The 26109-nt window shown below is 69.6% G+C and carries 28 protein-coding genes; 14 read left to right on the top strand and 14 right to left on the bottom strand.

The genetic code is table 11. The features are described from left to right. Positions 1-365 precede the first annotated feature (365 nt). From ABN273_RS38745 to ABN273_RS38735, 3 genes are read left to right on the top strand one after another with little or no spacing between them, the layout of a single operon-like run. Positions 366-1805 carry a serine hydrolase gene (locus ABN273_RS38745; protein WP_349454182.1) on the top strand — a complete coding sequence of 480 codons (1440 nt, stop codon included), beginning with the start codon at positions 366-368 and terminating at the stop codon, positions 1803-1805. A 21-nt stretch (positions 1806-1826) separates the two neighbouring features. After that, complete coding sequence (locus ABN273_RS38740) at positions 1827-2384, top strand: exonuclease (protein WP_349454181.1); 558 nt, start codon at positions 1827-1829, stop codon at positions 2382-2384. A 57-nt stretch (positions 2385-2441) separates the two neighbouring features. Continuing rightward, on the top strand, positions 2442-2864 hold the full coding sequence (locus ABN273_RS38735) for an NUDIX hydrolase (RefSeq protein ID WP_349454180.1): 423 nt from the start codon (positions 2442-2444) through the stop codon (positions 2862-2864). Between the two features lie 13 nt (positions 2865-2877). Here the strand turns inward: ABN273_RS38735 and ABN273_RS38730 are convergent, their stop codons facing one another. The 5 genes from ABN273_RS38730 to polX form a co-directional block, all read right to left on the bottom strand. Next, on the bottom strand, positions 2878-3999 hold the full coding sequence (locus ABN273_RS38730) for a suppressor of fused domain protein (protein WP_349454178.1): 1122 nt from the start codon (positions 3997-3999) through the stop codon (positions 2878-2880). Between the two features lie 116 nt (positions 4000-4115). Continuing rightward, positions 4116-5261 (bottom strand): SGNH/GDSL hydrolase family protein, encoded by a 1146-nt coding sequence (locus tag ABN273_RS38725; protein ID WP_349454176.1) that lies wholly within the window; start codon positions 5259-5261, stop codon positions 4116-4118. A gap of 115 nt (positions 5262-5376) precedes the next feature. Then, on the bottom strand, positions 5377-6390 hold the full coding sequence (locus tag ABN273_RS38720) for a LacI family DNA-binding transcriptional regulator (protein WP_349454175.1): 1014 nt from the start codon (positions 6388-6390) through the stop codon (positions 5377-5379). 97 nt (positions 6391-6487) lie between these two features. Beyond that, positions 6488-6628 carry a hypothetical protein gene (locus ABN273_RS38715; protein WP_349454174.1) on the bottom strand — a complete coding sequence of 47 codons (141 nt, stop codon included), beginning with the start codon at positions 6626-6628 and terminating at the stop codon, positions 6488-6490. Between the two features lie 98 nt (positions 6629-6726). Next, positions 6727-8472, bottom strand: a complete 1746-nt coding sequence (gene polX / locus ABN273_RS38710; protein WP_349454172.1) for a DNA polymerase/3'-5' exonuclease PolX — start codon at positions 8470-8472, stop codon at positions 6727-6729. 190 nt (positions 8473-8662) lie between these two features. On the opposite strand from polX, the gene ABN273_RS38705 reads away from it, so the two are divergent. The 3 genes from ABN273_RS38705 to ABN273_RS38695 are packed head-to-tail and all read left to right on the top strand — an operon-like array spanning position 8663 to position 11102. Then, positions 8663-9850, top strand: a complete 1188-nt coding sequence (locus ABN273_RS38705; RefSeq protein ID WP_349454171.1) for an SRPBCC family protein — start codon at positions 8663-8665, stop codon at positions 9848-9850. Positions 9851-9864: 14 nt separating this feature from the next. Then, on the top strand, positions 9865-10128 hold the full coding sequence (locus ABN273_RS38700) for a hypothetical protein (protein ID WP_349454170.1): 264 nt from the start codon (positions 9865-9867) through the stop codon (positions 10126-10128). After that, positions 10125-11102 (top strand): ribose-phosphate diphosphokinase, encoded by a 978-nt coding sequence (locus ABN273_RS38695; protein ID WP_349454169.1) that lies wholly within the window; start codon positions 10125-10127, stop codon positions 11100-11102. The genes ABN273_RS38700 and ABN273_RS38695 overlap by 4 nt, the downstream gene beginning before the upstream one ends. Before the next feature lie 125 nt (positions 11103-11227). On the opposite strand, the gene ABN273_RS38690 is transcribed toward ABN273_RS38695, so the two are convergent. From ABN273_RS38690 to ABN273_RS38670, 5 genes are all read right to left on the bottom strand, one after another. Beyond that, positions 11228-12085, bottom strand: a complete 858-nt coding sequence (locus tag ABN273_RS38690; RefSeq protein ID WP_349454167.1) for an aldo/keto reductase — start codon at positions 12083-12085, stop codon at positions 11228-11230. An 82-nt stretch (positions 12086-12167) separates the two neighbouring features. Continuing rightward, on the bottom strand, positions 12168-12284 hold the full coding sequence (locus ABN273_RS38685) for an alpha/beta fold hydrolase (protein WP_349454166.1): 117 nt from the start codon (positions 12282-12284) through the stop codon (positions 12168-12170). Positions 12285-12565: 281 nt separating this feature from the next. Then, positions 12566-13423: a TIGR03619 family F420-dependent LLM class oxidoreductase gene (locus ABN273_RS38680; protein WP_349454164.1), complete on the bottom strand. Its 858-nt coding sequence runs from the start codon at positions 13421-13423 to the stop codon at positions 12566-12568. Between the two features lie 87 nt (positions 13424-13510). Then, complete coding sequence (locus ABN273_RS38675) at positions 13511-14200, bottom strand: HAD family hydrolase (protein ID WP_349454163.1); 690 nt, start codon at positions 14198-14200, stop codon at positions 13511-13513. Positions 14201-14674: 474 nt separating this feature from the next. Beyond that, positions 14675-15028 carry a hypothetical protein gene (locus tag ABN273_RS38670; RefSeq protein ID WP_349454162.1) on the bottom strand — a complete coding sequence of 118 codons (354 nt, stop codon included), beginning with the start codon at positions 15026-15028 and terminating at the stop codon, positions 14675-14677. An 8-nt stretch (positions 15029-15036) separates the two neighbouring features. Here ABN273_RS38670 and ABN273_RS38665 point away from each other — a divergent pair, with 8 nt between their 5' ends. The 4 genes from ABN273_RS38665 to ABN273_RS38650 all read left to right on the top strand — a co-directional run bounded on the left by ABN273_RS38665 (position 15037) and on the right by ABN273_RS38650 (position 18366). After that, positions 15037-15417 (top strand): multicopper oxidase domain-containing protein, encoded by a 381-nt coding sequence (locus tag ABN273_RS38665; protein ID WP_349454161.1) that lies wholly within the window; start codon positions 15037-15039, stop codon positions 15415-15417. 260 nt (positions 15418-15677) lie between these two features. After that, complete coding sequence (locus ABN273_RS38660) at positions 15678-17207, top strand: sulfatase family protein (RefSeq protein ID WP_349454192.1); 1530 nt, start codon at positions 15678-15680, stop codon at positions 17205-17207. A gap of 97 nt (positions 17208-17304) precedes the next feature. Then, positions 17305-18141, top strand: a complete 837-nt coding sequence (locus ABN273_RS38655) for a hypothetical protein (RefSeq protein WP_349454160.1) — start codon at positions 17305-17307, stop codon at positions 18139-18141. 45 nt (positions 18142-18186) lie between these two features. Next, positions 18187-18366 carry a hypothetical protein gene (locus tag ABN273_RS38650; RefSeq protein WP_349454158.1) on the top strand — a complete coding sequence of 60 codons (180 nt, stop codon included), beginning with the start codon at positions 18187-18189 and terminating at the stop codon, positions 18364-18366. Positions 18367-18386: 20 nt separating this feature from the next. Here the strand turns inward: ABN273_RS38650 and ABN273_RS38645 are convergent, their stop codons facing one another. Together ABN273_RS38645 and ABN273_RS38640 are read right to left on the bottom strand one after the other, a co-directional pair. Continuing rightward, positions 18387-19142, bottom strand: a complete 756-nt coding sequence (locus ABN273_RS38645) for a ZIP family metal transporter (protein WP_349454157.1) — start codon at positions 19140-19142, stop codon at positions 18387-18389. A gap of 75 nt (positions 19143-19217) precedes the next feature. After that, positions 19218-20546: an amidase gene (locus ABN273_RS38640; protein ID WP_349454155.1), complete on the bottom strand. Its 1329-nt coding sequence runs from the start codon at positions 20544-20546 to the stop codon at positions 19218-19220. A 75-nt stretch (positions 20547-20621) separates the two neighbouring features. Between ABN273_RS38640 and ABN273_RS38635 the strand changes: the two genes are divergently transcribed. Next, positions 20622-21248 carry a GntR family transcriptional regulator gene (locus tag ABN273_RS38635; protein ID WP_349454154.1) on the top strand — a complete coding sequence of 209 codons (627 nt, stop codon included), beginning with the start codon at positions 20622-20624 and terminating at the stop codon, positions 21246-21248. A 128-nt stretch (positions 21249-21376) separates the two neighbouring features. Here ABN273_RS38635 and ABN273_RS38630 read toward each other — a convergent pair whose 3' ends face one another. Further along, positions 21377-22669, bottom strand: coding sequence for an RNA-guided endonuclease InsQ/TnpB family protein (locus tag ABN273_RS38630; RefSeq protein ID WP_349454153.1), 1293 nt, complete (start codon positions 22667-22669; stop codon positions 21377-21379). Between the two features lie 140 nt (positions 22670-22809). Here ABN273_RS38630 and tnpA point away from each other — a divergent pair, with 140 nt between their 5' ends. Continuing rightward, on the top strand, positions 22810-23229 hold the full coding sequence (tnpA, locus tag ABN273_RS59805; protein WP_502911192.1) for an IS200/IS605 family transposase: 420 nt from the start codon (positions 22810-22812) through the stop codon (positions 23227-23229). 138 nt (positions 23230-23367) lie between these two features. Then, positions 23368-24702 carry a hypothetical protein gene (locus ABN273_RS38615; RefSeq protein WP_349454151.1) on the top strand — a complete coding sequence of 445 codons (1335 nt, stop codon included), beginning with the start codon at positions 23368-23370 and terminating at the stop codon, positions 24700-24702. An 86-nt stretch (positions 24703-24788) separates the two neighbouring features. Here the strand turns inward: ABN273_RS38615 and ABN273_RS38610 are convergent, their stop codons facing one another. Then, on the bottom strand, positions 24789-25532 hold the full coding sequence (locus ABN273_RS38610) for an SDR family oxidoreductase (RefSeq protein WP_349454150.1): 744 nt from the start codon (positions 25530-25532) through the stop codon (positions 24789-24791). 82 nt (positions 25533-25614) lie between these two features. Between ABN273_RS38610 and ABN273_RS38605 the strand changes: the two genes are divergently transcribed. Beyond that, complete coding sequence (locus ABN273_RS38605; RefSeq protein WP_349454149.1) at positions 25615-26088, top strand: RrF2 family transcriptional regulator; 474 nt, start codon at positions 25615-25617, stop codon at positions 26086-26088. Positions 26089-26109 lie beyond the last annotated feature (21 nt).

The following is a 26109-nucleotide window of genomic DNA, read 5'->3' as shown; positions in this document are numbered from 1 at the left end:
GCACGAGCCTGGCGCTGGAGAAGCACGCTCCCACCGGTTCGAGAGCCTGGCGCTGGAGAAGCACGCCAGGGTCGGTCTGCTGTCCTACGCGCAACGTAGCCATCAAGGTCACCTCCTCTGTTGGGTGATGGCTGGGTCTGGTCACTCCGGCCCGCCCCGCTCAGCGGGGCAAGCCCCGGCCTTCAGGCCAGGGAGCGGGTGACGTGGTCGCTCCTTCTCGATCCTCGAATGTAGACCATCGGGAGCGGCGAAACTGATCGGCGATGTAGATGGGTTCGCCGGGCTGGCGGGGTGGGGCGCGGTGTTCGCGGAACAGTTCAAGATACTTTGCACTGACAGCTCGGCTTGCTGGCTAGAGTGGCGCGGTGAACCTCTCAAGATCCAGAAATCGACGTCGAGGTCTCGCCGGGCTCGCCGCCGCAGCCGTACTGCTGGGCGGTTTGACCGCGCCGCCTCCAGCGGCCGCGGCGGAGGACGGCTCCGCGAGCGTACTCGCGCGTCACTTACGGCGGGCTCTCGACCAGTTGCAGTTCGAGCAGGTCCTGGACACCAATCCGCCGGCCGGCGCGGCCGGGTTGAACGCCCTGAGGAAGGACAACGTCGACAAGGAGGCGAGGAAGCCTCCGAAGAAGGCAGACCTGCTCGCGGCCGTCGCGGCGGCCGAGCCGATTGCGCAGCAGCCGCAGATCGACCTGACCGTCATCGAGCTGAACCGGGCCGGCCGCCCGGTCTCCTCGGGCACCGTGCTGATGAGCCCGCAGTATCCGGACGGGAAGGTCGTGCCGGTCGACGGCAACCTGCACACCACCGACGTCCGCTGGCGTCAGTGGGACGACGCCGGCTGGTACGCCAACCGCGGCCAGGGCACCATCGACGTGGTGCCGGGCCGCGAGAAGGCCTCCATCGACTTCATGAGCCCGTATCCCGCGTCGGTGCTGAAACTGATGGTGGCCTTCGGGGTGCTGCGCCTGGTGGACCAGGGCAAGATCTCGCTCGACGACACCTACGCCTACGAGCCGACGACGATCAGCTCGCTGTGCGGCCCGGCCAGCAGCAACACGGTCCGCAACTACCTCGACGCCTCGCTCACCTGGTCGTCCAACGCCGCCACCTGTGCCATGGTCAAGCTGCTGCACGACCGCGGCGCGGTCGACGGCCTCAACCAGACCTTCCAGAACCTGGGCCTGGAGACGCTGCAGCTGAAGAACACCAACCCGGCCAACGGCGCCCGGTGGGGCAACCCCGTCACCATGAGCTCGCTCGACACGGCCAAGCTGCTGATGCTGGTCAACGGCGGCCTGGGCACCCTGTGGACGGCTCCAGGCGGCACCGGCGTCACCGCCGCCGTCCTCAGCGACGCCTCCCGCACGTTCTTCAAGAGCAAGCTCGGTGACCAGGGTATGAACGTCACCCTGTCGACCACCAACTGGTGTGGCGCCGCCTACCCCGCCCCGGGGATCCCGCAGCTCACGCCCTCGCGTTGGATCGGCGCCGACGGCACCGTGGCCATCCCCGGCCAGGGCATCGCGTACGGCCGTGACGTGCGGCCGTGCAACGACAGGGCCGAGGTGACGTACGCCCACAAGAACGGCTGGGTGAACAACTCCGGCGCTGACGCGGGCATCGTGAAGGCCCTTCCCGGCAAGGGCGGCCGCACCTACGTGGTCGCCATGTTCTCCAACCTCGGCTACCAGTACGTGGACTCCAACCGCCCGCCGACGGGCGCCGAGAACATCTGGTTCACCGAGAAGCTCGCCAAGCTGGGCAAGGTCATCGACGACTACGAGAGGCGGCGCCACCCCTAGCCCGACGCTAGCTTGGCCTGCATGACCAAGCTCTCCGAGCTGTACATAGCCACCGACGTGGAAGCGGACGGACCCATCCCAGGCCCGTACAGCATGATCTCGCTCGGGATGGCCGTCGTCGGCCGTCCCGAGCTGACCTTCTACACCGAGGTCCGCCCCATCTCCGACGAGTTCGTACCGGAGGCTCTGGCGGTCTCCGGGCTCGATCGCGACCGCCTGCTACGGGAGGCTCCGGCGGCCGAAGAGGCCATGGCGGCCGCCGCGGGCTGGGTCAACGATCTGCGCCGGATCGGCCGCCCCGTCTTCCTGGGCGGTCCCGCGGTCTTCGACGGGATGTTCGTGCACTGGTACTTCATGCGTTTCCTCGGCAAGAGCCCCTTCAGCGCCTCGGGAGCCGGCATCGACCTGCGCAGCTACTGGATGGGGCTGACCGGCTGCGAGTGGGTCAGCTCACGCAAGCCCCTCATCAAACAGCAACTGAAGATCACCCAGCTGCCGCACACCCACCACGCCGGGGAAGACGCCGCCGAACTGGCGCATGTCTTCGACGCCATCCTGAAAGCCCGCCCAGACGGGTAGCACCGGACGGCGGCGCAATCTTCGTGGCCGTTTGTGCCTTCTGACATACTTCCGGGCGTGGTGGCTGATGATGTCATGCAGGTGGTGGCGGCTGCGATCGTCGAGCAGGAACGGCTGCTCCTGGTGAGCAAGAACATCGCTCCCGAGGTGTTCTACTTGCCAGGAGGAAAACCCGAAGACGGGGAGTCAGCCGAGCAGACCCTCGTGCGTGAGCTGAACGAAGAGCTCGGAGTCTCCCCGTTCGACATGAATCTGCTCGGCCACGTCGATGACGTGGCCGTTCTGGAGGGCGTCCCCATGCGGCTGACGGTGTTCGCCGCGCAGATCGACGGCCCGCCGTCGCCCGCTGCCGAGCTGGCCACCCTGGGCTGGACCGACGGACGGGATTCCTACATACCTCGTCTCGCGCCGACGATCCGCAACCAGGTGCTGCCCCTGCTGGCCCGCTCAGGAGTGTTCGGCCCGTCATCGCCAGGATGATCGGCGGAGATCCTCAGCGGGTGACGTCGGTGACCGGCACGCCGTAGTGGCCGGTGAGCCGGGCCAGGACCGCGTCATTGCTGGTCGCCTTGGCCTCGGCGAGCTCCTCGCGGGTGACCCCGACGGCGGCGACGAACTCGACCCTCCCGTTGGGGGCGTCGATCGCGCCGAGCTGCGGGTCGGTGATGAAGGCCAGGGCGTTGAGCCGGCTGCTCTCCGGCCCCAGTTGGCCGGCGACGCCCATCCGGTGGCCGTCGGCGAAGGGATATCCCTCGCCGAAGACGTACTCGCCCAGGTGGCGCAGTGTCTGGAGGGCCCAGCCGGGCGGCATCTCGTCGTCGTCCTCGCGGGGAACTCTCATCGTCAGCTCGAAGCCGAGGCCGCTGGTCCCCGTGTCGAGGTCGAGGTCGCCGTCCAGGTCGCTGAAGCCGTGGGTGACCAACAGCCAGCAGCCGTCCGCGCGGTGGGCGCTCAGCTCCTGAACGCCCTCGCCGATCGAGTGCCCGGTCGTCCAGCGCAGCGGCCGCCCATCGGGCAGGAGGGCCGCCAGCGCCGCGTCGATCGCCCCCCGGCTGCCCTCGCGGATCTCCGGGACACCCGTCTGGAGGAACGCCTCGAACACCCCGCCCCACAGGGTGCCGGGCGCCAGTGCCCGCTCGTCCAGGGACTTCAGCTCCGCGATGAGCTTCTCGGCGTACGGACGGGCCTCCTCGGCCGAGGCCCCGGCCAGCTCCGTGCGGCGCAGCTGGATCCGGTAGAGGAACTCCACGAAGGCGTCGAGCGTGGTGTTGATCGTCTCGATGTAGCCGTTGGGCTCGCCGTTCTCGAGGCCGAGGATGAAGACGTTGCCGCTCTCCAGCTCCACGGCATAGCGGATCTGCTCGTCGGTGACCGCCTTGCCGAGGATGAGAAAGCGCGCCGGCCTGTCCTGCGTCTCAGCGTTCAGCATCGTGAAAGCGTCGTACGGGCCGTCCACCCGCATGGTGAAGAAGACGTCGCCGGTCACCGGGATCCCGACCGAACACAGCACCTCGACATCGCCGGGACGGACACCGTGGGACTCGACGCCGGCCCGGTCGAGCGTGATGACGCCGTCTTCGCCGAAGACCTGGACGAGTTCGGAATGTGTGGCCACGAGATACCTTCCAGTTGGGGACCTGGAAGAGGATAGCGATCATGCTGGAAGGCTCCGCCCAGGGCCGTGCGCTCGCCTACCCGTGAGGGCCGCGCAGGCGTCAGGGCCGAAGCGTTCTAGGCGGGTTGCCGGTCAGCGCCCGGCCACCAGCGCAGCGGAAGGGTGGCGATGAACTCGCCGAGCCGGTCGGCGATGAGCCGGTGGTCGTGGGCGGAGGGGTGCCAGTGGCAGCCCCCGTAGTCCAGGCCGGTCTCGGGGTAGTACCAGTAGCGGATCCGGTCATCGCCCCTGCTGTTGCGCTCCTGGACGATCTGCTGCGCCATCTCGGCGAACACCGTGGTGTTGGACATGTACGTGGCGCTGACCACGATGATCGGGTCGCGGCCGTACTGGCTCCGGAGCTTGTCGAGGAAGGCGTGGTAGGCGGTGCGGTAGGCGGCGACGAGGGTCTCCGGCGTCCACTGCTCCCCGGGGTTGATGGCCGTCGAGAAGTCGTTGATGCCCAGGCCGATCAGCACGAGTCGGGGCCGCCACGTGCCCGGGTTCTGCCACACGTCGCCGTCGACGCTCAGCAGCGCGCGGTCGTAGAACGTACGGAAGTTGGACTGGGGTTCGCTGCCGTTGTAGTTGCGCACCATGCCGCGGCCGGAGAATGCGTTGATCTGGTAGTCGGCGTTCAGGCGCCGCGCGGTGATGGCGCCGAAGCTGAGGTCCGCGTTCGTGGTCCGGTTGACCTCGTCGCCGGTGCACTCGCGGGTGGTGGACATGTTGCCATAGCCCGCGGTGAAGGAGTCGCCGATGAACTCGATCTGCCGATGCCACGCGGTGGGCCCGGGCAGGATCGCGCCATGCGGGACGGCGACGAACCCACCGAACTCGCTGGTCGCCCACGGGCTCTCCGAGCGCTTGACGACCCGGACGCTGTGCACGCCCTTTCTGAGCCCCCTCACCCAATGCGTGGTCTGCCCCGGGGTGACCAGGGTGGTGACGGTCGTACCGTCTATCTGGATGTCGTAGTCGGCGGCGGCGTCGTTGAGCACGATCCCGACTCCGGTGCCGCGGAAGTTGCCTTCGAAGTAGACGCCGGGCCAGCTGTATTTGACGGAGTTGCCGTCGGCCTCGACCCGACCGGCAGTGTGCACGCGGGCTCGGACGCCGGCGTCACGGTCCGAGGAGGCCAGGGGGGCGGCGGCGGCGACACCGGGCGTTGCCGCGGCCATCACCAGCGCGGCCAGCACCGCGATCACACGTACAGGGCGCACGGTCTCTCCTCCCGCCGGCCAGCCGCGCTCTCAGATGTCGAGACAGGCTGTCCTGAAAGGCATCACCATTTGCCGATATGATCGACTACGGCAGCGCATTGCACAAGACAGTCGATCAGGCGGCCAGGGTCGAACCGCGTACGACGAGCTCCGTGGCGAGTTCGATGTGGCGTGACTCGATCTTCTCGCCGGCGGCCAGGCGCAGCGCGGTGCGCAGGGCGACGGTGCCCATCTGGCGCAGTGGCTGGCGTACGGTGGTCAGCGGCGGAGAGGTCATGACGGCGAGCTCGGTGTCGTCGAAGCCGACGACGCTGAGGTCTTCGGGGATGCGCAGGCCGCGGGCCCGGGCGGCCTGGATCGCGCCGAGGGCGCTCTCTTCGCCGGCGGCGAAGATGGCCGTGGGTGCGGGATCCAGGTCGAGCAGGGCGGCGCCCTCTTGCAGCCCGTGGGGATAGCAGAAGCCCACATTGCGAATGTATTCGGCAGGCACGGGCACGCCGGCGGCTTCCATGGCGGCGCGGAAGCCGTGCATGCGTGCCTGGTTGATGGCTGTGGTCGCGGGGCCTCCGAGGTAGGCGATGCGGCGGTGGCCGAGGGCCAGTAGATGCCGGGTGGCGGACAGCCCGCCGGCGAAGTTGGTGGCGCCGACGCTGGTCACGGGGGTGTCCGGCAGGTTGAGCGGGTCGATGACGACCACCGGTAAGCGGACCCGGGACAGCGCGGCGAGTTGGGCCGAGGCCGGCTCGCTGGTCAGGGTGATCAACGCTCGGCACCCGCCGGCGGCCAGGTCATGCGCCCAGGTGACGCCGCTGCCGGCCGTGTCTTTCGTGGGGCCGACCACGACCGCCACACCCGACTCTGCGCCGGCCTCGATCGCGCCCTTGATGATCTCGGTGGAGTAGGCGCACAGCTCGTCCACCCACAGCTGGACCGTGCCGGGCGACTCCGCGTGCTCCCGGCGTGCCGAGCGCGGGACGTAACCGTGTTCGAGCAGCAGGGACTGCACCAGCGAACGGGTGCCCGGCGCGACGTCGCGACGGCCGTTGAGCACCTTGGACACAGTGGTCACGGACACGCCGGCCGAGGCTGCGACGGTCGCCAGCGTGGTACGCCTGGGGTTACCCGGCATCTGATCCCTCCTAACGCCCGATATCCACCTTAGAGGCTTGATCAGCCGAGGTAATCTCATTATTGGCGCACCCCGGTGGCTCCTCCGGGAGCGAGCCTCAGCCCTCCGGTTGCCCCTCGTCGGCCCGGTGGACGCGGGTCCAGGTGGCGCCGCAGCCGCAGCGGTACTGCTCGACCAGGTCACCGTCCTCGGTGACGGCCAGGCCGTGACGCACGCGGACGTGGACGTGGTTGCTCATGGGGGCCTTCCTTCACGGATCGGGCGGGGCGCCGTGCGGTGTGAGCCACCGGCCATGGCGGGCGTTTACGCAGCTCAGAGCTTTGGCCCAGGGTACCGTCACCGGCGCTGGCCTGCTCCTGTGAACGCCTGCTCCTTCCGCAGGAAGGCGGTGAGCCGGTCCAGCGGCCAGGTGTTGATCACGTCGTCCGCGGTGAGCCAGCCGCGCTGCGCCGTGCCGATGCCGTAGCGGAGGTTGGCCAGGTGGCCGACCGCGTGGGAGTCGCTGTCGACGGCGAACTTCACGCCATGCCGCCGGGCCCGCCGGATGAGCTCGGCGGACAGGTCGAGACGGTCGGGGAAGGCGTTGATCTCCAGCGCGGTCCCCGAGCGCGCGCATGCCTCGAAGACCTTGTCCCAGTCGGCGTCGATCGGCGGCCGGCGGCCGATCAGCCGGGCGCTGGGATGGCCGATGATGTTGACGCATGGGTGCTGCGCGGCGCGGACCAGCCGCCTTGTCGTCTTGTCCTGGGGCAGGTCGAAGAAGGAGTGCACCGAGGCGACGCACACGTCGAACTCGGCCAGCACGTCGGGCGGCCAGTCCACGTCGCCGTCCGCGTCGATGTTCAGCTCGACGCCGTGCAGCAGCCGGATCCCGCCCGTGCCGTCCAGCTCGCGGACGCGCTCGCGCTGCGCGACGGCTTTGTCCAGGGTCATCTGCTGCATGTAGAGCTTGGGCCCGTGGTCGGTGACGGCGTAGTAGGCGTACCCGCGCTCGGCCGCGGCGGCGAGCATCTCCTCCAGCGAGGCGAGGCCGTCGGTGAGCTCGGTGTGGGTGTGCAGGTCGCCCCGCACGTCTTCCTCGGTGACCAGGTCGGGCAGCTCCCCGGCCAGGGCGGCCTCGATCTCGCCGATGTCCTCGCGCAGGGTGGGCGGGATCCACGGCAGGCCGAGCCGTTCGTACACCTCCTCCTCCGTCTTGGAGACGATCAGCTCATCGGTGAGGGCGTCGAACAGGCCGTACTCCGACAGCTTGAGCTTGCGGTGCACGGCGATCTCACGGGTGCGGATGTTGTGCGCCTTGGCGCCGGTGAAGTACTGCATGGCCGCGCCCCACGCGTCCGGCGGCACCACGCGCAGGTCCACCTGCAGCCCCTGGCTGGTCCTGACCGAGGTCTTCGTGTCGCCGTGCAGGATCACCTCGATCACCTGGGGCAGATCGACGAAGGCGGACATGAGCACCTTCGGCCGGTTGGAGGTGGCCAGGATGTCGATGTCGCCGATGGTGTCCTTCATCCGGCGCAGCGAGCCGGCGTACCCGCAGCGGCGGCAGCCCCCCACCGCCCTGAGCGCGGCCACGATGTCCTCGGCCAGCGGCATGGCCACGCCGAGATGGACCCGCTCGCCGGCGTCGCGCAGCAGGGCGATGCCGTGCAGCAGGTTCTCCTCTGTCTTGGCGCCGAACCCCGGCAGGCCGTGCAGGGCGCCGGCGTGGATCGCCGACTCCAGGCTCTCCGGGGAGTCCACGCCCAGGCGCTGGTGCAGCACCATCGCCCGCTTGGGCCCCAGCGCGGGGATGCGGGTCAGCGCGCGAACCCCGGCCGGGATGCGGCCGCGCAGTTCCTCGAGCTGCGGAATGGTGCCAGAACGCAGGTATTCGGCCACCTTCTTGGCGATCGACTCCCCCACGTTGGGGATCTGCCGCAGCTCGGCGGCGTCGTAGCCGGCGATGTCCGGCACGTGGGCGCCGATGGAGCGGGCCGCCTTCTGGTAAACGCGGATCTTGAAGTCCTCGCCGCCGGTGATGGCCAGCAGGTCGGCGTACTCCTCCAGCATGGCGGCCACGTCGTCGTTGGTGCGTGCCATTTCGCGTCGTCGCCTCCCTCCCGGACTCCAACTCCCCTATCCCGAAATCCCGGCAACTATCGGTTTCTGACCTAAAGGGATGCCGCGATTACCCCTGACAGGGCGGCGCCAAACCCGCCGGCCGAGCTGTTAGCGGCTCATGGCTCGGGGTAGCCGCGCTGGTAGGCGAGGAAGGGAGGTGCGGGAGATCATGCGCACGCGCCGAAGCGACTCTGAAGCACTGGTGGAAGCAGGCAGTCCGCGGGCCAGGCTCGCGGCCGTGGCCGGCACCGGCGCCGCCGTGGGCGCCGCCGTGGAGTACCTGTTCGACCCCGACCGCGGCCGCAGCCGCCGGGCGAAGGTACGTGACCAGGCCTCGCACGCGACACATCAGCTGACCTACGGGGTCGGCCGGTTGAGCCGTGATCTGCGGAACCGCTCACGTGGCGTCGCCGCGGGGACCCGCTTCCGGCTGGCCGGCCGCTCCGCGGACGATCGCATCCTGTACGAGCGCGTACGGGCGCAGATCGGCCGCTACCTGGCCCATCCGCATGCCGTGGAGGTCAAGGTCGAGGAGGGCGTGGCGAGGCTGAAGGGCGACGTGCTCACCGGCGAGGACCGGCGCACGGTGCGGGCGGTTCGCCGCATCCCCGGGGTCAAGTCCGTCGACGCCGGCTGGAACGTCCACCGCGACCCGTCGGAGGTGCCGCGGTTCCAGGGCACGGCGCGCTCCCGGTCGCCCGTCCCCGAGCTGCTCCAGCAGCACTGGGCTCCGTCGGCCAGGTTCCTGGCCGGCACGGGCGCCGCCGTCCTGTGGCTCCTGGCCCCCCGGTTCCCGCGAGCCGTGGCCTGGACGCTGCGTGGCGCCGGGATCCTGCTCGGCGCGCGTGCCGCCACGAACCTGCCGCTGCGCCGGCTGACGGGCATCAACGCCGGCCGCCGCGCCGTCGACGTCACCCGCGCGGTGTCGATCGCGGCGCCTCCTGAGCAGATCTGGCCGTTGGTGGGCGACTACTCCATCTTCGCGAGGATCATGCCCGACGTCCGTGAGGTGCGGCGATCCCCGGATGGCAGGCAGTCGCACTGGGAGATCCGCGGCCCCATGGGCCGGCCGATCCGCTTCGACGCGGTCGAGACCAGGCGCCAGGAGGGCAGCCACATCACGTGGAAGTCCGTCGAGGGCCAGCTGATCGCCCACACCGGGGAGGTGCGGCTGGCGCCCGAGCAGGGCGGCAGGACGCGGGTGCAGGTGCAGCTGACCTACAACCCCGTGGCGGGCGCCGCGGGCCACGCGGTCGCGCGGCTGCTGGGCGCCGACCCCGGGACCAGGCTCAAGGAGGACCTGCTGCGGCTGAAGTCGTACATCGAGGAACAGAAACAGCCCGCGATGAGCGGATAGCCAGTGAGGGGCACATGTCTCCGGGCGGACGCGCCGGGCACTGGCGGCCCGGCAGGCGTTCCCACACAGCGCGGCCGACGGCGAGCGAGACTCCGGCCGAGGCGGTGCACATCATGCTGGGCTCGATCGCGCTGATCATCTCGGCCGGGCTGGGGGTCCTGAGCGTGTCCGCCGGGCTCCCCATGCTCACCGCGGTCATCGGCGTCGCGATCGCGCTCATCTTGACGGACATCATGCTCGCCCTCCGCCGCTCCCGGCACTCCAGGGAGAGGTCGTGACAGGGATCAAGCAAGCCGGCGAGAAGAAGCTGATGCTCTTCTCCGGTCGCGCGTACCCCGATCTCGCCCACGAGGTCGCCAGGGAACTGCGGACCGAGATCACCCCGACCACGCTGCGCGATTTCGCCAACGGTGAGATCTACGTCCGGTTCGCCGAGTCCGTCCGCGGCTCGGACGCGTTCGTGATCCAGTGCCACGCGAGCCCGATCAACGCCCGGATCATGGAGCAGCTCATCATGGTCGACGCGCTCAAGCGCGCCTCCGCGCGGCGCATCACCGTGGTTGCGCCGTTCTTCGGGTACGCCCGCCAGGACAAGAAGCACCGCGGCCGCGAGCCGATCTCGGCCCGGCTGATGGCCGATCTGTTCGCCACCGCCGGGGCCGACCGGCTCATGGCGGTGGATCTGCACACGGCGCAGATCCAGGGATTCTTCGACGGTCCCGTCGACCACCTGCACGCGCTGCCCGTGCTCGCCGAGCACGTCACCCGGCACGTGGACACGGAACGGCTGACCGTGGTGGCGCCGGACGCGGGACGGGTGCGCGTGGCGGAGAAATGGACCGACCGGCTCGGCTGCCCGCTGGCGATCATCCACAAGCGGCGGGACGTCGAGCGGCCCAACGAGGTCAGCGTGCACGAGGTCGTGGGCGAGGTCGCCGGGCGCACCTGCGTGATCATCGACGACATGATCGACACCGGCGGCACCGTGGTGCGGGCCGCCGAGGCGCTCACCAGCCGGGGCGCCACCCAGGTCATCGCGGCGGCCACCCATGGCGTGCTCTCCGGCGACGCGGTCGAGCGGCTGGAGAAGGCCGATCTGGCCCAGCTCGTCATCACCAACACGCTGCCCACCCCGACACGCTTCCCTTCCGGCAAGCTGGTCGTGCTGTCCATCGCTCCGCTGCTGGCCCGCGCCATCAGCGAGGTGTTCCTGGAGGGCTCGGTGACCAGCCTGTTCGAGGGAGAGAGCTGACGCGCGAGCCCGAGCCGTCCGAGGTCAGCGGGCCGGCGACGGGTCCCCGAAGCGGGAGACCAGCGCGCGCAGGCCCGCCAGGACCTCCGACCCGGTCGGGGCGTGTCAAGCACTACGCATGAACGTCACCCGAGGCGCGCCAGCTCCTCCTCACTGAGTTCCAGGCCGGCGGCCTCGACCGAGTCCAGGATGGTCTCCGGGCGGCTGGCACCGGGAATGGGGATCACCACGGGGCTGCGGGCCAGCTCCCAGGCGAGGCAGACCTGCTGGGGAGAGACGCCGCGCGCCTCCGCGATCTCGGTGAAGGCGGCGTTGCGCTGACTGAGCTCCCCGGTACGGCCGATGCCGCCCAGCGGAGACCAGGGCAGGAAGGCGAGGCCGAGCTCGGCGCAGACGTCGATCTCGGGCTCGCTGGAGCGGAAGCGCGGGGAGTACTCGTTCTGGACGCTCACCAGGCGGCTGCCGAGGATGTCGTGGGCGAGCCTGATCTGGGCCGGGTCGGCGTTCGAGATGCCGGCCATCTGGATCTTGCCGGCGTCGTGGAGGTCCTTGAGCGCGCCGATGGTCTCCTCGTACGGCACCTGCGGGTCGGGCCGGTGGTGCTGGTAGAGGCCGATGCTGTCCACGCCGAGGGCCTTCAGGGAGCGGTCGCAGGCCTGTTCGAGGTACGCCGGCCGGCCGTCGACGGACCAGCCGCCACCCGGCGTGCGGGTGTGGCCGCCCTTGGTCGCGACGAGCACGGTGCCCGCGTCCCCGCCCCACAGCGACAGGGCGCGGGCCACCAGGCGCTCGTTGTGACCGACGTCGTCGTGCGAGGGCGTATAGGCGTCAGCCGTGTCGATCAACGTGATGCCGGCGTCCAGGGCAGCGAGAATCGTACGGATCGACTGGGCTTCGTCGGGCATGTGCCCGGCCACCGACATGGGCATGGCGCCGAGCCCGATGACTCCCACCTGGCGGTTTCCGATGGCACGCGTTCTCATGGGGTTGTGCATGAGAACACCCTGCCTGCTGGAGCGCACTCCAGGTCAACACCGGGCACTCTCGCCGGCTGCCCGACCTCTCTCAGGCGAAGAACCGCGTCAGGTGCTTGACGACCGTCTCCGGCTGTTCTTCGGGGATGTAGTGGCCGCTGCCCGGCACCTCGACCACCTGGACGTCGCTCCCCTTGTCCGCGAGCACGTGCCGCAGCAGCAGATGGCCTCCCTCCCCGCCGCCCAGCGCCAGCGATCGGCGCGGTCACCGCTGCGGGATCTTCGATCAAGTAGTCGCACATCCAGTCGATCAGGTGGCGCCCGGGGCGCGGCAGCAACGAGTGATCGTAGAAACGGTCGTCGGGGTGAGCGATGTCCAGCAGCGCGATCCGCCGCGTGCTCGCGGGATGGTTGGCCGCGAAGGCGTAGGCGACCATCCCGCCGATGTCATGCCCTGCGATGTCGACCGCGTGACATGAGATCTCCGAACTACTGGGTGAGGCCGAATTGCCCGGCGAACGCGGACAGTTCCGCGCGTTGCTCGCCCGGTTCGGTGGCGGCGGTGCTGACAACGACGCGGGTGACCCCTTGGGCGGCGAGTTCCTCGACCCGGTCGACGGGCATGTCGATCGAGCCGAACCGGGTGTACTCCAGCGCGTCCGGGTCGCGGCCGGCCTCGGCGGCGCTGGAGCGGGCGAGCTCCCACTGGAGGGCCCGCTCCTGCGCGTCCAGCGCGCCGCCGGGGAAGTAGCCGTCGCCGCGCCGCCCGGCCCGGCGCGCGGCCGCCCGGCTCGACCCCCCGATGTGCACGGGCAGCTGTGTGGCCTGGTGCGGCTTGGGGAAGCTGACCAGGTTCTCGAAGGAGAAGAACTCGCCGGCGAAGCTGACGCCGTCCTCGCCGCCGGCCCACAGCAGGCGCAGCACGTCGATCGCCTCGTCGGCGCGGCGGCCGCGGGTGGCGTAGTCGACCCCCATCGCCCGGGCCTCGCCGGGGAGGGCGCCCAGCCCCGCGGTCAGGAGCCGCATCCTGCCCTTGGACAGCACGTCGATGGTGGCCAGGCGCTTGGCGAGGATCACCGGGTGGTGGTACGGCAGCAGCAGCACACCGGTGCCGAGCAGGATCCGTTCCGTGGCCGCGGCGACGAAGCTCAGGCAGTCGAGCGGATCGGCGTAGGGCAGCGTGGGCGGCAGCTCGTACGGCCCCACCGCGGCGCCGGGGTACAGCACGATGTGCTCGGGCAGGTAGAGCGACTCGAAGCCGCACTCCTCCGCAAGCCGGGCAAAAGCCACGATCTTGTCGGGGTCGACCCCGAAATGAGGCGTGCTGTAACTGACGCCGAACTTCATCGCCGGGCTTCCTTCAGGTCGGTCCATGGGGGCGGACCGGATCGTAGAACCTTGACGTTGACGTCAAGGCAACTCCGCCTGCCACCGCTAGGCGACGAGCCGGGCCACCTGGGAGATGCCGCTGACGCGAAGCCCGGACCAGTTGGCCACATCGAGCCGGGAGGAGTCGTACGTGTTCGACAGGTCGGCGCCGACCAGCACCGCGGTCATGCCGCACCGCGTGGCCCCGGTGAGCTCCTCGTCGCTGCCGTCGCCCACGTAGAGCGTGCGCTCCGGCTCCAGGCCGAGGCCCCGGAGCGTGTGCTGGTAGATCGCGGCGTCCGGCTTGACCTCGCCCAGACTGCAGCTGAACGAGCAATGCTGGAAGAACGGGGCGAACGCGGAGCCCGCCCATGCGGTCGGCACGTCGGGCGCGCAGTTGGTGACCAGCCCGACCTTCACACCTTGCGCGGCCAGCCACGAGAGCAGCTCGACGGCGCCGTCGACCGGCTCCAGACTCTCGGCGGTGAAGCTCAGATAGAGCGCTTCGGCCTCCGCCAGGGCCGAATCCGGAGCCCGGTGCCCGAGCTGCCCGGTGATCCACCCGAAGTTCGCCCCCACGCTGGAGAACCCGCCACGCACCCGCTCGGGAAAGCTCCGCGACCACAGCTCCAGGCAATCCCGCGGCGCGACGCCGAGCACGGCGGAGCAGGCCGCGACGGCGTGCTCGTGCTCGCGCCGCCGGAATGGCTTGACCAACGTCCCGAACAGGTCGAACAGAACTCCGGCGTACCGCATGCCGAGCCTTTCCCCGAGGCACCTTCGAACGGATCATATCGGCGGGCACATACCCCGCCACACCGGACCGGCCGACAGTAAACTGCCCGATATGCGGCGATTGAGCAGCACGGTGGTCGTGGTGGCGGGGGACGGGGCCGCGCCCGTACGGGTCGTGCCGGCGCCCGCCTCGGCAATGGCCGTCGCCGAGGAGCTGGGACAGCTGATGGTGGGGCGGCGGTGGCCTAGGCATCTGGGCGGGCACCGGCAGGCCGGCCGCCGTCCGCCAGCACCAAGTCGTCCACCATTCCCCCTGCAACTCGCGCTCCCTTACGTAAGAGCACCAGCCCTCGACGGCCGGTCTCGCAAGAGGAGGGGGCTCACGAAACCGATCTACCGAAATGCGGGCCAGCGCCCCTGTCTTCAGGCGGGAGGCGGAAGGCCTGCGTGGGAAGGGTCCGGGGCCTGAGCGTGCTCTGACCCGCACTCATAAGATCAGCGCGACCACGCGTCGGTCTCTTCTTGTTTCTGGGGTTGGCCCTGGGACTGGAGGTAGTTGCGGATGGTGGCCAGGTTCGCGTCGATGGTGGTCTGGTTCGACGCGGGCTCGGCAAGTGGATCGGGGAGGGCGGCGTGGTCGACAAGACGCTCGTCGTGAGCGGGCAGGCGCCGTTCCCCGAGTTCCTGGGGGTCGTCATCCACGGCATGAACGGGATGTTCGTCATCCCCGCCCTCGCACTGCTCCTGCTCATCTCCTCGTTCTGGGCGAAGGTCCCCGGAGCGGCGAAGGCGGCCGGGCTGGTGCTCCTGCTCGTCGTCCTCCAGGTCGCCTTCGGCATCTTCGGTCACGACATCCCGTGCCCTTGGTGTGGTGGACGATCAACGGCCACCTCTATCCCGACGTGCCCATGTTCCACGTGGCCGAGGGTGACGTGGTGCGGATGCGCGTCTCCAACGACAGCGGCGAGGCCCATCCCATGCACCTGCACGGCCACCACGCGGTGGTGCTCAGCCGCGACGGGGTACCCGCTGCCGGCAGCCCCTGGTGGGTGGACTCCCTCGAGGTGGGGGCCGGGAAGTCGTACGAGATCGCGTTCGTCGCGGACAACCCCGGCGTCTGGATGGACCACTGCCACAACCTGCCCCACGCCGCCGAGGGGCTGGTCACCCGCCTGATGTACGAGGGGGTCACCACCCGGTTCACCGTGGGCGGCCCGGCGGCCAACGAGCCGGAGTGAGCCGCTGAACGCCGCGGCACTCGATGAGCACGCGCGCACGGCAGATCTCTGGAGGCTCTTGACGCCACGCGCAGGACACCGCCGGTTCGCAAGTCTTGTCCAATTTGTGTAACTTCGAGTTGATTGTGATGTTTGTCCTGAATTACTGTGCATCGCACCCCTAACCTCCTCCTATCTGTGCCAAAGAGGCTGTCATGGCGATGTTCGGAAAAATCAGGAAAAGCTTGGCGGTGGCGGTAGCCGTCGTCCTTGGCTTGACCATGGTGTCCCAGGCGGCCGCCGGCACCGTGGCCCAACCCAAGCGGCCGAACATCATCTTCTTCCTCGTCGACGACATGTCGGCCGAGCTGCTCCAGTACATGGACACGGTCAAGAGCCTCGCCCACGACGGCACCACGTTCACCGGCTACTACGTGGCCGACTCGCTCTGCTGCCCGTCCCGGGCCGCCATGTTCACCGGCCAGTTCCCCCACAACACCGGCGTGCGCACCAACCAGGGCTACGACCACGGCGGTCACTCGGCGTTCAAGAAGCACGAGGGCAGGACGTACGCCGTCTCCCTGCATCAGGCCGGATACCGTACGGGCTACCTAGGCAAGTACATCAACGAGTATCCCGCCCGCAAGGGCTACAACGTGCCGCCCGGCTGGGACGAGTGGCAGGTGACCGCGGCCGGCGGATACAACGAGTTCAAGTACCGGCTCACCCGCTACATCAAGGAGGAGTCGGGCAGCAGGCGGACGACCGATCCCTCCAGGGGCAAGTACCTGGTGGACGAGCTGGGGCAGCGGGCCGTGGGCTTCATCGAGCGCTCCCGCAAGTACGCCCCAGGCGAGCCGTTCTTCCTCCAGGTCTCGCCCTTCTCGCCGCACAACAGGGTCAACGTCAAGCCCGGTGACACGGAGCCGCGCTTCCCGCCCGCGGAGCGCGACCGGCCGAAGGACCGCTTCCCCGGCGGGGAGTTCCCCCACGGCGACTGCGGCGGGCCCGACTGCAACAGCATCGACGTGACCTCCCTGCCCACGTTCAACGAGGACACCGCCGACAAGCCCTCCTGGGTACGGCGGGAGCCGCTCGACCCGAAGATCGTCAACAAGCTCCGCGAGGACTTCCGCGACCGGATCCGCATGGTGCAGTCGATCGACGACATGGTGCAGCGCGTCCTGTCCGCGTTGACCGAGGCGGAGAAGCAGAACACGTACGTCGTGTTCACCAGCGACAACGGCTTCCACCTCGGGCAGCACCGCCTGGTGCGCGGCAAGGCCAGCGCCTACGACCACGACGTACGGGTGCCGCTCATCGTCCGGCGTCCGGCCGCGGGACAGCGCGGCGACCTCGTGACCGACGCGATCACCCAGAACGTGGACCTGTTCGCGACCTTCCTCGACATGGCCGGCGTCGACAAGGCGACGCGTGACAGCCGCGACGGCCGTAGCCTGCTGCCCCTCATCCAGGGCCAGAAGGTCACCGGCTGGCGCAATGCGGCGCTGATCGAGCACGTCAAGCCGACCCCCAACGCGCCGGGCCAGCAGGACCCCGACGCGGATGCCCTCAAGAAGGGCAACTCCCGTCCGCCCACCTACAACGCCGTGCGGACCGCGGGTGAGCTCTATGTCGAGTACAAGGGCGATCCGAAGCCGGAGTACTACAACACCGTCACCGATCCTCGCGAGGAGTCCAACGACCCGGGCAACGCCAGGACGGCCGGCCTGAGCAAGGCCCTCGACGCTCTGAAGGAGTGCGGCAAGCCCGGCGCGGTGGACTGCTGGACGGCCGCTCACCTGCGCTGACCCGGCCGTAGGGGCCCACCTTGGCGAACGGCTTGACGGGCGATCTGCCGATGCACCAGATTGTTCGCGTCTTTCAGGATCGTTCCCAAGGAAACCCATGAAGCGAACCATCGTCGGTGTCGCCGTGGTCGCGGGCGTGGTGCAGCTCACCACCACGCCCGCGCAGGCGGCACCCAGGATCGACCCGGTCAGGGCGCTCAAGGCCGAGTTAGGCCGCGGCAAGGCCGTCAACGTCCAGTCCACCGCGAAGGTGACGTTCGGGCGCGGCTTCGCCGCCACCTCCGGTCTGGACGGCACGATCGGGTTCGGCCCGCGCGGCCCGATCGCCTCCGATGTGGCCCAGACCCTGCGCTACAGCGAGAAAATGCTCCGCAGCATGAAGAAGTTGAACCCGGAGGAGACCGAGGCCCTGCAGGAGGGGCCGATCAGAATGATCTCCTCAGGGGAGGTGAGCTACGTCTCCGGCCCGGTCGTCGACGACGCGCTGCCCCAGGGCACGAGCTGGGTGCGCTACAAGTGGACGGAGCTGCCGGCGAGCAATCTGCTGCTCGAGGTCCTGGAGCCGGCCACGCTGAAGACGCTCCTGACCCACCGGACCTCGTATCGCGAGGGGATACTCAAGGGATCGATCAAGGCCACCAAGCTCGCGGCGGTCTCCCCCGCCTTCTCGTCCCGCTTCGGGACGCGCGCCAAGAGCGGCCGCGACGGCAAGATCTCCTACACCCTCTGGCTCGGCCCGACCGGTCTGGTCGAACGGCTGTCCGCCGAGGCCGTCCTGCCCCTCCACAACGGCTCCATGCAGATCGAGTCGGACAGCCGGTACTCGGACTGGGGTCGCGAGGTCACCGTTCTCCTGCCTCTGCGGGGAGATGTGATCGACCGGGAGGAAGTCGAGGACGACGTGCCGGACGAGGTTCCGGGGATCTGGAGCTAGACGGCGTCTGCCGCTCGCTGCCCCGATGCCCGCTCCGGGACACCGGTGGTCTGGCTGCGGACACTCGACGACCTGCCGCGCATGGAGGCGACGATCAGCGCACGCTTCCCCCACCTGACCATCGTCGATCGCGCCACGTGCCTGCACACCGTCAAGCAGCTGGACGGCGGCGGACGGAGCATCGGGCATGTGGCGCCCGACCCCGAGATATTCGTATGGTCCTGACCTGCGCACGATGGAAGGGATCACTCGGCCAGGCGCTCGATGGCGAAGGCCGACAGGAACCCGACCGTGGCGATGAGCCCCGTGAGGGCGTGCGCGCGCTCGAAGGCCTCGGGGATCATCGTGTCGGCCACCATGGCGAGGATCGCGCCCGCCGCGACGCCCATCATGACCGAGGTGGTCGCGGGCGAGGCGGCCTGCATGGTCAGATTGCCGAGCAGCGCCGCCAGTCCGCTGGCCAGCGCGATGCCTCCCCAGATGCCGAACACGTAACGGGCGCCGCGGCCCGCGCGCTTCATCCCGGCGGCGCTGGAGAGCCCTTCGGGGACGTTCGAGATGAACACCGCGGCGAGGACGGCAAGCCCGATCTGTCCTCCGCCCATGAGGGACAGGCCGAGCACCACGGACTCGGGCACGCCGTCGAGCAGGGCGCCGATGGCGATCGCCGCGCCACTCCCCTGGACGTCGGCCTCGCTCGGTTGCTGATGGCCCGAACGCTTGCGGTGCCGGGCGCCGCGCCTGGCCAGCAGCACGTTGGCCGCCACGTAGACGCAGGCGCCGGTGAGGAAGCCGGCGGCGGTCGGCAGGAGCCCGCCGGAGCGCTCGGCCTCGTCCAGCAGCTCGTACGAGAGCGCCGCGATCAGGACACCGGCCCCGAAGGCCATGATCATGGCGATCAGCCGCTCAGGAACCCTCTCCAGCCAGGCGACTGCGGCCCCCAGGACCAGGGCCCCGCCGGCCACCAGCCCCCACAGCCCCGCCTCCAGCCATTCCGGCATGCCCGCACCTCCCCATACAGGACTGTACGAACTTCGTACTTCGTCCGGGCAGCCGCCTCCCCGATGCTCCTCGCGCTAGGACCCGCAGATGATGCTCTCCACGGCGGCGGCGAGAGCGAGCAGGTCGCCGTCGGTGAGCCCGGTCAGCTGCAGGCCGACGGGCGGCCCGGCGGTGGGGAGCGGAAGCGAGAGGGCCGGCAGGCCGGTGACGTTGGCCAGCCGGGTGTTGGCGACGAGCCGGGCGGGCAGCGTGCCGTCCTGCGAGGCGGCCTCGAGGGTGGGGGCGAGCAGCGGCACGGTCGGCCCGACCAGGGCGTCCACGTCGGCGAGCGACGCCCGGACCTGCTCGATCAGGCGGCGCCTGGCGGCCAGGGCATTGTGGTAGGTGGTGCCGCTGATCATCGCGCCGGTCGCCAGCCTGCCGTACACGTCGGGCCCGTAGCGGGTGGAGCCGAGCGTGGGCTCGTGCACGGCCGCGGCCTCGGTGAACATGATCGCGGTGCTGGTCGCGAACACCATCTCGGGTGCGGGCCCTTCGACGGGGACGAGGTCGTGACCGGCGTCTTCGAGTCGGGCCAGCGCGCGCTCCGTCGCCTCGCGGACCGGATCGTCGGCCGCCTCGACCTCGCTCGTCAGCACCCCGAGCCGGACGCGCCCCACGGCGTCGCCGACGGCGTGCCCGAGCGCCCGGTGCGCCAGGCAGAGGTCCGGCACATTGCGGGCGTGCAGCCCGACATGGTCCAAGGACGGGCTCAGCGGGAAGACTCCGGCAGTCGGGTAAAGGCCGAAGGACGGCTTGAAGCCGGCCACTCCGCACAGGGCTGCTGGAATCCGGATGGAGCCGCCGGTGTCGGTGCCCAGGGAGATCCGCGCGGAGCCGTCGGCGACCGCCGCCGCCGACCCCGAGCTGGACCCGCCGGTGATGTGGCCGGGGGCGTTCGGGTTGTCGGGGGTTCCGGTGTGCCGGTTGATCCCTGTCGTCCCGAACGCGAACTCGTGCAACGCGGTGCTCCCGACGACCTCCGCGCCCGCGCCGATCAGCCGGGCCACGACCTCGGCGGTCGCCGTCTCGGCCGCCGCATCGGCGCGTACCGCGGAGCCGGCGCCGATGGGCCGCCCGGCCAGGGCGATCAGGTCCTTGACCGCGAGCGTCCACCCGTCGAGCAGGCCGGTGCCGGGGCGGACGTCGCCGGGCGTCCATCCGTGCGGGGCCGTCCAGATGTACGGGCCGCCGTCGCGGACCTTCCGCCCCCTGCCCTCGCCCTCGGCGGCAACGGGCCGCGGGCCGTCCGGCGGCGTCTCCGTCCGGGCAAGGGCGCGGTGAAGGCGCTGGAGCAGCGCCGCGTCGGCGGCCTCGGCCACCCTGGCCGCGCGGTCGCCGGGCATTGGTGTGGTCAGATCCATAAGGTCCTTCTCAGCGGGAGCGAACAGCGTGGTAATTTCTGCATACCAGCTGTATGCGATCGATGGTGAGGCCCCATGCAGTCCGGACGAGACAAGGCGTACGCGTATCTCAAAGAGAGCGTGCTGACCGATCCCGACATGCAGGGGAAGTTTCTGTCGGAGCAGGAGATCGCCTCCAGGATCGGCGTCTCCCGCACGCCGATCCGCGAGGCCCTGCTGCTTCTGGCGGCCGAGGATCTCATCCAGCTCGTCCCCAAGCGCGGAGCGCACATCGCGCCACTGTCGGGCCGCGAGATCACCGAGCTGATGGAGCTGCGCGGCATCGTGGAACGTTACGCGGCCGAGCAGGTCATCGCCTCGGGCGAGGCGCCGCTGCCGGAGCTCACCGAGCTCATGGAACGCCAGCGCGCGCTGAGCGGCCCCGAGCACGCCAGGGAGTTCATCGCCGTGGACCGCCTCTTCCACGCCACGATCGTCTCCGCCGTCGGCAATTCCCTGCTCAGCCGGCACTACGACGGGCTGCGCAGCCGCCAGATCCGCGCCGGGGTGATCGCCCTGTACAACCAGGCCGGCCGTCAGGAGGAGGTGCTCAGGGAGCACCGGGAGATCTACGACGCGCTGGCCAAGGGCGACGCCGAGGCCGCCCGTACGGCGATCAGCACTCATCTGGGGACGACCATGAAGGTCCTGCTCGGGGCCTGACTCAGCCGGCCGGGCTCACCGGGAGCCCGCCGCGTTGAGCCGTTCGAACTCCTCGTCCTCCGCATGATCGGCGTTCCTGCCCAGTTGACGTGCGCCTCCCAATGAATGGGGGAGGATTCTCATGGCCGCTACGCGGCCACCCCTTGCGGGGTGGTGCGGGTAGTCCCGCCATGAGGTGCTTGACGCTTCACCGGCCCCAGTGGTGCAGGACCTCCACGTCCAGTGACCGCCTGTCCGGCGGCTGAGTTGTACCGGTACATCTGGGTGCGGGCGGCGTTGACGTCGGCGTTGCCGATCCACCCGCATGCTGTGTTCTTGCACACGAACCGGGACTGCGTCTGGCGCGACCCCTCGATGATCGTGTGGCAGGCGTGGCATTCCTGGCTGGTACCCGGCGCCGGGACGACGACAACCTTCCCGCCCTTGTCGCGGGCCTTGTAGGTGAGGAACTCGGCGGTGCGCCCCCACGCCTGGCTGGCGATGGCGTGGTTCAGGCCCCGTTTTTGGGCGACGCTCTTGCCCGGCGCGTCGATGGTGCCGGAGGCGGCGGCCATCATGTTCTTGACCTTGAGGTCTTCCAGCACGATGACGGAGAACCGATCGGCGAGCTTCGCTGTGGTCTGGTGTTGCCAGTCGATGGCCCGGCGCTTGGCTTTCGCGCGCAGGCGAGCGATCTGGCCGTAGGTTCGCTTCAGCCGGTTGCTGGTGGGCCGGCCGGGTTTGGCCGCTCGTTTCTGGCGGGCGGCTTTGCGCTCCAGACGGAGCAGACGCTGCTGCTCCCCGTGGGACAGCCACTGTTTACGGTGGCGGATCTTCTCTCCGGTGGCCAGGGCCAACGGCACGGTGATGCCCCGGTCGATCGCGGTTTGCGGTCCCGTGTGCGGGGCGGGCACCGGTTGCTTGGTCTGGGTGCGGAACACGATGTGCCACCCATTGGCCTCCTTCACCAACCGCGCCCCGGTGATCTTCCCGTCCGGTCCACCCTTGGTGACGCCGGGCAGGTCTTTCGTCCACCGGAAGCGGACCCGGCCGAGTTTGGGGATGTTGACCGCGCCCCACCGCCGGTTGATCCGGGTGATGTTCAGATCCCGCGCCTGGGGGACGTCCACGGCCATCCGGGAACGGAACCGGCTCTTGAACGTGGGGCGCCCGGCCGGGTGGTCGGGGTTGAAGAAGTTCGCCCACGCCTGCCGGTAGGTCTTCAGCACGGCCTGCGCCGCCTGCGCGGGCAGATCCTTGAGCCAGTCGATCTCCTTGCGGGCGACCCGGATGGCCTCGTCGCACTGCGCCAGCGACGCGAACCGGCTCTGCCGGAAGGTGAAGAATTCGTGCAGCAGGTTCCACACCGCGCGCGCGTTGTGCGCCTGACCGTCCAAGACGCCGATCTGCCGCCGGTCCAACTCCAGGCGCGCAACAAGCACGGTTGCGTTTCTCCAGCCCCACAAACCCCACTTTATCTTTTGGCGTATGTCACCGGGATGGAAACCAAAGCCCGATATCAGAAGGGGTGACACTCCGTTGATGACCTCACCGCGCATTTGGTATTTGTCATGAAATATCGGTGGGACGTCTTCACCAACCCCTTGCTGAAGCGCTGCGAACCGATCATGAAAAAGGTGTGCGAGAAGCTCGCATGCGCGCGACCGAGTTCAACGGCGAGCACGACCACGTTCATCTCCTCGTTCACTACCCGCCCAAGGTCACGCTCTCCTGCCTCGTCAACTCCTTGAAGGGCGTCTCGGCCCGCTACCTCCGCCAGGAGTACAGCGTTCACGTCCGCACATGCCTGTGGGGCGGCCACTTCTGGTCCCGCTCCTCCTACGCGGGCTCGGGCACGGTCCTGATCTCCGGGACGATCCCCATGGCGAAGGACGTGGACCAGTTCGCGGCGGGCTGGCGCGTGGAGCTGGGCGACCCGGCCACCGGCGCCACCATCGAGCTCGCCTACCGGGTGACCCGGATGCCGGAGCCGATCGGCTGAGCCTCATCGCGGCAATACGCAGGAACCCTCATTAAGTTCCGCGGCTTTCCATTGATCTTCCCGGGCGCTTGATGTACGTAATGAAGGAAACCTTCATAACAGGGGGTGGCGCCGGCCGCCCCCTCCGGGAGGACAACCTTGATCACGCGATTAGCCGCCCTGGTCCCGTTCCTCGCCGCCTTCTTGATCGTCCCCCTGCCCGCTGACGCCGCCACCGGCTACGCGTTGACGGCCACGCAACTGGCCCAGGTCCGGCCGTTGGCCTTTACCTCGACAATGCCGGAGCGTGACGCGGTGGCCGCCACGCTGCCGGTGACCAAGGTGCGGATGGACACCGTCATAGCCGGCGGCTACTCCACCCGCGCGATCTGCCACCCCACCGACCTCCACGTCTCGGTTCAGGTCAGCGGATTCTGCTGGAACAACACCGACGACACGACCAAGAACTGGTTCCCGCAAGGGCTCACGGGCAGCGGCGACGGCATGAACGGCTCGGTGCTCTACCCGCCCTGCGACGGCTGCACCGGCCGAAAGATCGTGGCGGTGAGCTGGCGCAGCGGTGTCTCCCACGAGTACGGCGCCAACCGGCTCGCCAGGGTAACCTTCGTCGACGTCACCGGCGGAATGGCGGGGGCGCCCTACCGGCATGTCGTGCTGGTCGAACCCGACAGCACCGCCGAGGGCTTCCACGAGATCGCCACCCACGCCGACGGCATCTCGTGGTACGGCAACAAGCTCTTCCTCGTCACAGGCGGCGACCCGGACGTGTCCGGCGGGGACCGGCTCGTACGGGTCTTCGACCTCACCCACTTCTGGAAGATGAACTCCACCACGTCGGGGAACGTCGGCTGCGTCGGCGGTGTCTGCTCGGCGGCGTACTCGGGCTTCGCCCTGCCGCAGATCGGCTACTACCGGCTCAACTCACCGGCGGTGTGCGTCAGCCTCGACCTGGCGAGGCCCTGTTTCAACGGCGTCTCGCTCGACCGCAGCGGCGCCGACCACCTCACCACTGTCGAATACAAGAGAGGCGCCTCCGGCGGGAAGATCCTCCGCTGGCCCCTGGACTCGTCCACCGCCCTGCTCAAGACCGGCTCCGACGGGCTCGTTCGCCCCACCGAGGGCTGGACCAGTCCGGTCTGGGAACTCCAAGGCGGCGTGTTCACCGGCGACAACGGCATCCTGGTCGGGTTATGCCCCGATGGCGCGCCCGCTGTCAGCTACATGCCGGGCGGCACGGCGAACATCTCCGGCGACTACCGGAAGTCCTGCCTTCACCGCGTCACGATCTCGGCCGACCACAGCACGCTCAACGTCCACTACATGACGACGGTTCCCACCAACGCGCAGAACGTCGCGTACTGGCCCGCAAGCGGAGAGGTGTGGCTGGTCAACGAATTCCGCGGGGACTACGCCGGCGTCTACGGGAGCGACCGCCTGGTGCTGGCGCTGAACTGCCCGAATCTGAGCTGCTGAGGCTGCGGCGACACGCTCCCTGCGGGCTCGTCATCGGAAGGCGCCGCGGCGGCCGCGTGCGCTGTCACCGCGGCGGCGGCCGGGCTCTACCGCTGAGCGGCGAGCCACTCGTCGAAGGTGGTGGGCGCGATGCGGGCGCCCTCGCCGGGCAGCAGCACGTCGCCGGCCATCGCCGGGCCGAACAACCCTGACCACGTCGGCACGAGCTTCACCTCGCGGCCTTGCGCCTGGTTGGTGCGCCGGGCCATGTCCACCAGGTCCTGCGGCTCGGGACCGGCCACGTCGGCGTAGCGCCCCTTCGGCTCGCCCACCGCGATCTCAGCGAGGACGTCGGCCACGTCGGCGGGCGCGATCGGCTGCACGAGCAGCGGCGCGATCGTGGCCACGCCGTCCTGCTCGGTCCAGCTCGCCACCATCGCGGCGAAGTCGTGGAACTGCGTGGCCGGGACGATCGTCCACGGCACCGGGCCGGCAGCCACCAGGCGCTCCTGCTCCCGCTTGCCGGCGTAGTGCGCGTTGCCCTCGACCCGGGCGATCCCGACGATCGAGAGCAGCACGTGGTGACGGACGCCGGCCCGCTCCTCGGCGGCGAGCAGGTTTCGCGTGGCGGCGCCGAAGTACGCCACCGCCTCGGCCGCATCGGTCGCCGGCCCGTTGGTGGCGTCGACGACCGCCTCGACGCCGGCGAGAGCGCCGTCAAGCCCGGCACCGGTCAGCACGTCGACACCGAGCGAACGGCTGACGCGCACGACGTCGTGCCCGTCCCGTTCGAGGGCGGCGACAGTGCGGGCCCCGATGTTCCCGGTCGCGCCGGCGACTGCGATCCGCATGATGATCTCTCCCCTTCTCGGCGACGCACGGAAGCTATCACGGACTATATAGGTCCGCAATATCTGCGATAAGCTGGGTACCGTGAAGCTGCCTGCGAGCACCGAATGGGTGTTGCACTGCGCCACGACGCTGGCGCAGCTCGAGCCGGGAGCCACCGCGTCAGCGGCACAGCTCGCGCATTACTACGACCTCCCGGCGCCCTATCTCGCCAAGCAGTTGCAGGCGCTGGTCAAGGCGGGAGTGCTGGCGGCGACGACCGGCCCGCGGGGCGGGTTCCGGCTCGGGCGGCCCGCCGCCGAGATCACGCTCCTGCAGATCGTCGAGGCCGTCGACGGCACGTCCGCACCGTACGAGTGCCGCGAGATCCGCCAGCAGGGGCGGGGGGCGCTGCCGCCCGAGGACTGCCGGGACACCTGCATCCTCGCCGCGAAGATGGCCGAGGCGCACGACGCGTGGCGGCGCAGCCTCACCGGTGTCTCGCTCGCCGACATCCTCGCCTCCCTGCCCTCGTCGGCGCCGGCCCGCACCCGGTCGCGCCTCGCGGGCACGTCCTGACATCGACGCGCCTGTTTGAGA

It is taken from the genome of Nonomuraea sp. B19D2, assembly GCF_040137845.1.
Taxonomy (GTDB): domain Bacteria; phylum Actinomycetota; class Actinomycetes; order Streptosporangiales; family Streptosporangiaceae; genus Nonomuraea.
This window is presented reverse-complemented; position numbering and strand designations above follow the sequence as displayed.